Annotated in this window: 7 protein-coding genes; 4 read left to right on the top strand and 3 right to left on the bottom strand. The window is 57.4% G+C overall.

Translation table 11 applies throughout. The annotated features are described in order from the left end of the window. The first annotated feature begins 446 nt into the window (after positions 1-446). Positions 447-1037 (top strand): universal stress protein, encoded by a 591-nt coding sequence (locus C482_RS08715; protein WP_006167183.1) that lies wholly within the window; start codon positions 447-449, stop codon positions 1035-1037. 179 nt (positions 1038-1216) lie between these two features. Beyond that, positions 1217-2122: a formyltransferase family protein gene (locus C482_RS08710; protein ID WP_006167182.1), complete on the top strand. Its 906-nt coding sequence runs from the start codon at positions 1217-1219 to the stop codon at positions 2120-2122. 75 nt (positions 2123-2197) lie between these two features. Here the strand turns inward: C482_RS08710 and C482_RS08705 are convergent, their stop codons facing one another. From C482_RS08705 to C482_RS08695, 3 genes are all read right to left on the bottom strand, one after another. Further along, on the bottom strand, positions 2198-2830 hold the full coding sequence (locus C482_RS08705; RefSeq protein WP_006167181.1) for a phosphoribosyltransferase: 633 nt from the start codon (positions 2828-2830) through the stop codon (positions 2198-2200). A 214-nt stretch (positions 2831-3044) separates the two neighbouring features. After that, a complete protein-coding gene (locus C482_RS08700; RefSeq protein ID WP_006167180.1) occupies positions 3045-3248 on the bottom strand; it encodes a hypothetical protein in 204 nt (67 codons plus the stop codon). A 327-nt stretch (positions 3249-3575) separates the two neighbouring features. Further along, positions 3576-3950, bottom strand: coding sequence for a hypothetical protein (locus tag C482_RS08695; RefSeq protein ID WP_006167179.1), 375 nt, complete (start codon positions 3948-3950; stop codon positions 3576-3578). A 368-nt stretch (positions 3951-4318) separates the two neighbouring features. On the opposite strand from C482_RS08695, the gene C482_RS08690 reads away from it, so the two are divergent. Beyond that, positions 4319-4843, top strand: coding sequence for a hypothetical protein (locus C482_RS08690; protein ID WP_006167178.1), 525 nt, complete (start codon positions 4319-4321; stop codon positions 4841-4843). Between the two features lie 32 nt (positions 4844-4875). Then, on the top strand, positions 4876-5343 hold a 468-nt coding region (locus C482_RS08685; RefSeq protein WP_006167177.1), incomplete at its 3' end, for a glycosyltransferase.

The following is a 5343-nucleotide window of genomic DNA, read 5'->3' as shown; positions in this document are numbered from 1 at the left end:
TCTTGCAACTCTTCGACTGAAATCTCTTCGAGGTGATCCACTGCCTGTTGCAACAATCTACGAGTAAATAACTCTAATGGATACTATAGTTGCAGTTGTTACTATAGTCTGCTGGACACCAGTTCGGTTTCGCCTTGTCCAGAGGATTCGTGTGCGCGGTGATCCAAGCTCGCCCAACCGACCGGCTGTTCCCAGGCAATTCAAGCGCATCCAACTGATTCCGGTCGGGTGTCGCCGTCCATGTCAGCTTTCTCCCCTCAATTCCCCGGTCGCAATCGCCTGGCAACGTGTCACGGTTAGCAGTTCCGAGTCTCCACTCTTTGACCAATCGAGTTCTCACATGCGGTGAGATGTTCTGCACTCACGGAGCAAGCCGCATCGATGCTCCCCAAAACTGGATCATGGAGGTCATCGGTTTATACATCTCACGCGCGTTACAGCAATACATGGGCGACGCTGATCACGATCACAATCAGAATCAGAATCAGAATCAGGATCACAATCACGAGCGCGAGCAGGCACATGAACCGGAATCTGGCCACGAGCAAGCACACGAACACGGATCAAACCACGACCAGGAACCAGACCACGACGACCATGACCACGAGGTCCACTCCACTCCCGAGGACGACCGCACTCACGTTCTCGTTCCACTCGACGCAACAGCACTCCTCGAGCGGGTCCTGTCGTATGCGTTCGACCATCACCCGAACGCACAGATCACCGTTCTACACGTCGCGACCGTTCCGACAGATGCTCCACTCGAGTTCAGCGGTGGGCCGTCGGCGTGGCACGACAACTCCGATGCGGTCTTCGAGCGGGCAAACGCCCTTGCAGCGGATTACAACCGGTCGATCGATACGGACGTTACCTTTGGCCAGCCAGCACGAGCGATACTCGAGTACGAGCAGGATGAAGCCGTCGATGCGATCGTTCTCGGAAGCCACGGGAGGTCCCGTGTCGAGAAGTTGCTTCTCGGAAGCGTTGCAAACACTGTGTCACGGCGTGCGTCCGTTCCGGTGACGATCGTTCGGTGACAGAAGCGTTTGTTGGACTTACACTGCTGGTGGGACGAGCGTGTCAGCGACCGATAGTGTCATCGACCGCCAAAGATATATCCGGGGTGACTTATATCGTATTTCCGGCTTTCTGGACGCTGATTCGATGTGAACGCTATTGGTAACTAAGTGTGGCTACGTCTGCAACACGGATACCAATGCCCGAACGGACGACGGTCGGTATTCTAGCGAATCCGTTCCTCTACGAGTGGCAGGTTCGTGCAATCGACCGGGTACAGCGACAGACCGACGCGGAAATTTCGGTCGTGGTGACGAACGCCGAGAAGCGAGACTGTACAGCAGAGTCGTGGAACGACTCTCGGTTCAAAGCCGCAGACGTTCGGCGGTTTGTCGACGTCCTGCGCCAACAACAAGCGTGGGCGCTAGTCCTCGCCGAACGTGCGTTCGCAAGGCGGCTCGGGGATGAACAGCAGCTCTGGCACCGTCACTCAGCCGAGACGCTCGACCAACTTGCTGGTGCAGACCACATCGAGTGTGACCCTCTCCGTGACGGTAGCTGGTACGAGTTTCCTGACGATGTCGTTTCGCGTCTTGAAACGCAGTGTGACGTGCTCGTCCTCTTCGGGTTCGGACTCCTGAAAGGGGACGTTCTCACTGCGGCTGACCACGGCATTCTGAGCTTTCACCCCGCTGATATCCGTTCCTATCGTGGGATGGGGCCACCGCCGATCTTCCACGACGGCCAATCGACGGCCGGGTCGACACTCCAACGGTTGAATGAGTCGATAGACGGCGGCGAGGTTGTCGCGTACGACGAAGTCGACATCAGCGACTGCCATACGCTCTGGGACGTCTTCGACAGACTCGTTTCGCTCCAGATTCGGTTGTTGCCGGATGGCATCGAGCGCGTTTGTGACCCGTCGTTCGAACCAATGACCGTTCCTGACGACCAGCTCGGTGAATTCTACCCGCGGTCGCTGCGCCAGGATCCGTCGTTTGCTGGCCGGATACTCGCGAAGAACGTCGCTGGTCGCCTCCGTCGACAGCTTTCGGATCGTGTGTCGTTTCCCACCCCCGACCACGCAACGACAACTCGCCGCTGACCGGCGCTATCGCGTCCGTGATATTACGGGCGGTGTGAACGAAAACACCGAGACACCGCCCCGAGTTCGAGAGTGTCACTCATCGAGATACGACTGTGCACGCTTGTCGCTCACCTGTCGGAAATCCTCATAATACTGCCCGACAGCGCTGAAGTCTGCCGGCTGCTCGAGCGCGATAATCGTATCCACTGGCGCTTCGTTCTCGAGTACCTCTAGCGATCGCGGTGAGCCGACCGGTACTGCCAGGGTAACGGTCGCTGCCCCCGCGTCAGCGACCTGTCTGAGACACGCGATGGCCGTCGCACCGGTTGCAACTCCATCGTCGACGACGACAACCCGTTTGCCGTCGACTGCCGGAACCGTCCCCTCGCCGTCTCGATACTGTTGTACCTTTTCGCGTGCGGCCTCAGCTTCGCGCGTCCGCTCACGGTCGATGTAGTCGTCTTCGACCCGTAACTGCTCGACGAGGTCGTCGTTGAGCCACAGGGTCCCGTTGCTAGCGGCGGCACCGAGTGCTAGTTCTGGGTTCCCAGGTGCGCCAATCTTCGATGCGACGACGATATCGAGTGTCGCTCCCAGTTCGTCTGCGACGGGTCGTGCGACCGGCAGTGCACCGCGTGGAATCCCGAGAACGATGTCCGCTTCGACCCCTTCCGCCGCGAGATGCGCTCCAAGCTGCTCGCCGGCGTCCGTTCGATCCGTGAACATCCCTCTTCTTCCGCCTTCTACGCGCTCACACTGGTTGTATGTGTCTATCACTGTTCGCGTCAGTAACAGCCGGTGATACTGTCGAGCAGCCAGACACAACCCCTGGCGTTGCTCACCTTCTCTGCTCTTGCGTACCCTCATCTGACTTCACCTCCTCCACTCCACTCTACTCCACTCTACTCCACTCTACTCCACTCCCACCCCTCAACCACGTTCAGCAACGCTCTTCGCCGGCATTGTCTGTTCTCCTCTCTTTCTCGTTCGGTACTGACTCCGCAGACTCCATCTCTGCGAGCACCCACTCGAGTGCGTCAATCTTTCCGTCGAGGAGCTTCGACCGGGGATCGTAGTAGTCGCAGGCGTCTCTCCGTTGTCGCAGTGTGGTTAGTCGGTCGCGAATTTCGTCGCGGGCGGACATTGTATCCTGGATGCACCACAGCAGGAGATATAAACCATTCACCGGGTGGAGCCAGTTGGCTTGGAGAGACAGTCGGCCTAGACAGCCTCGAGAGTGGGTGGTACTTCTGGTATCCGTGGTCCACTCCCGTCGTTTTCAGTCCTGTTTTGCCTGTCCGTCTTTCACAATCGTTGGTAGCACGATTTCTTTATTCACTGTGAGATGTGAAAATCGCGGTCAGTATCGGTGAGGCAGGTATCACTACAAGAAAGAAGATTAGTGAGGTTTCGAAATTGTCGTGTATTGTGCTGAGCGCACTGTTGGGATAACTCCAAGAGGCGGTGACCGTTAGGCGTCCCGTTCGTAGAACACAGCGGCTGCGTGGTCGTTTCGAGTTACGTATGCGGCGGATTCAAACTCGTCGTCACCCTCATACCGTGGTAGTTCGTCAATTTGATTGAGTATCTCTTCTCGTTCTTCTTCGTCAAGTCGTTTTGTCGCAGTATTGTTCGTCTCAATCGCTTCGACGACAACTGTCTCGATGGGGCCGTCAATTTCCGGGTCGTCAACGCTCGTTGTCGATGCCTCGGATGGTGCAGTATCGTACGGATGGGCAACGACGCGGTAACCGCTCCTTTTTTCATCATCGTTGTTTTCGAGATAACCTGCAAGAACTAACGATGTGGCACAGCCACTTCCAACAAGGAACTGTCGGCGCTTCATATCTCATCCCTTTCAGTAGAACGGCAAATGTCTTCGTCAAGCTGAAACCGCTCTTTGTTCTATCCCGTTTTCGCTCAGCTCGCACACCTATAGTAGCCATTGCAAGTCACTGCACACCTGATCGCACGACTGCTGCGCGATCAGTGTGTAACTAGCTGCAGTTGTTACTATAGTACCGACTCGTCTGTTTCAGCTTCAGGCACGAAACTGAATACAGAAACCACGCCCCCTATACTGGCTATCCCAAGACTGTACCCGTCGCTGTCGAGCTACTGACTCTCCCGAAATGGGAACATTATCTTGAAACCGAAAAACACCAATTAAGAGCTGTCTGGTACTCTGAAACGCCATATTTCGGTACGTTATTGATGAATGGCGATCTATCTGTGACACTGATTTCGATGGCTGGTGATGTACCGTCCGACCACGTCGATCAACACGACCGCCTCGACCGCCTCACTGCGCTTCGACGACGTGTCTGTCCGACACTGCACGATGTCGCACAGCAATTCGGTGGCTACGTCCAGTGTACGATGCACCCTTCGGAGTACGTCGGGACCGTCGATCGGCCGCTCAAGCAGTTCCGAACCGATCTTCGGTCGATGGCGTTTCGCCCGGAGCCGGTCGCGGCGCTGAAGCGCCACCGAGACGGCCGCCAATCCGCCGGCAGCTGGGTCCATCGTCACTCGCTGCTCGCCGAGAAACAGCTGCATGTGACGCTGTTTTTCGCCGGCGAGTCGTCGATCGACACGTACGCCCACTGGGAACACTCCTGGATTCGCCACCCGATCGAACACTACCGTGTCAGCGGCTGGGACACGTCCGCCGGCGTCGAGACGATGCGGAATCTCCTGCGAACACACGACATCTCGTTTCGTGAATCACGCCCGTAACCGTATACTGGTCGCCGTCGAACAGCGCACCAGTGGTCCGGAACGTCGCCGCCTTCACCGACACCTACCTGCCGACGGTCAACGGCGTAACCTACACGGTTTCGCTCTGGCGGTCGCGCTGGAACGACCGGTTCGGTCGACTGTCTGTCGTCTACCCCCACTCGAGTGCCTACGAGCCACGCTCGGACGAGTTCCCGGTTCCGAGCGTTCAGGCACCGATCTACCGCCAGTACAGGCTCGGACTGCCGGTGGTCCCCACGGATCTTCCGACACCGGATATCGTCCACGTTCACTCTCCGTTCACCCTCGGACTTGCCGGCCTCCGGTTTGGCGCGCGGGCAGACATCCCCGTCGTCGCCTCGTACCACACCATCCTCGCCGATCGTATCGAACCACGAGTCCCCGATATCGTTCCCGTTTCGCGACTTGAGGACGGCTGTCTCGCCTACGAGCGCCAATTTTACGACGCGGTCGACCTCATCACCTGTCTCTTATACACA

The sequence above is a fragment of the Natrialba chahannaoensis JCM 10990 genome (assembly GCF_000337135.1).
GTDB lineage: Archaea > Halobacteriota > Halobacteria > Halobacteriales > Natrialbaceae > Natrialba > Natrialba chahannaoensis.
This window is presented reverse-complemented; position numbering and strand designations above follow the sequence as displayed.

Excerpts from the sequence above, each read along its gene's own strand:
- C482_RS08715 (WP_006167183.1), top strand. The coding sequence starts at position 447 with ATGGGCGACGCTGATCACGATCACAATCAGAATCAGAATCAGAATCAG.
- C482_RS08710 (WP_006167182.1), top strand. The coding sequence starts at position 1,217 with ATGCCCGAACGGACGACGGTCGGTATTCTAGCGAATCCGTTCCTCTAC.
- C482_RS08705 (WP_006167181.1), bottom strand. The coding sequence starts at position 2,830 with ATGTTCACGGATCGAACGGACGCCGGCGAGCAGCTTGGAGCGCATCTC.
- C482_RS08700 (WP_006167180.1), bottom strand. The coding sequence starts at position 3,248 with ATGTCCGCCCGCGACGAAATTCGCGACCGACTAACCACACTGCGACAA.
- C482_RS08695 (WP_006167179.1), bottom strand. The coding sequence starts at position 3,950 with ATGAAGCGCCGACAGTTCCTTGTTGGAAGTGGCTGTGCCACATCGTTA.
- C482_RS08690 (WP_006167178.1), top strand. The coding sequence starts at position 4,319 with ATGAATGGCGATCTATCTGTGACACTGATTTCGATGGCTGGTGATGTA.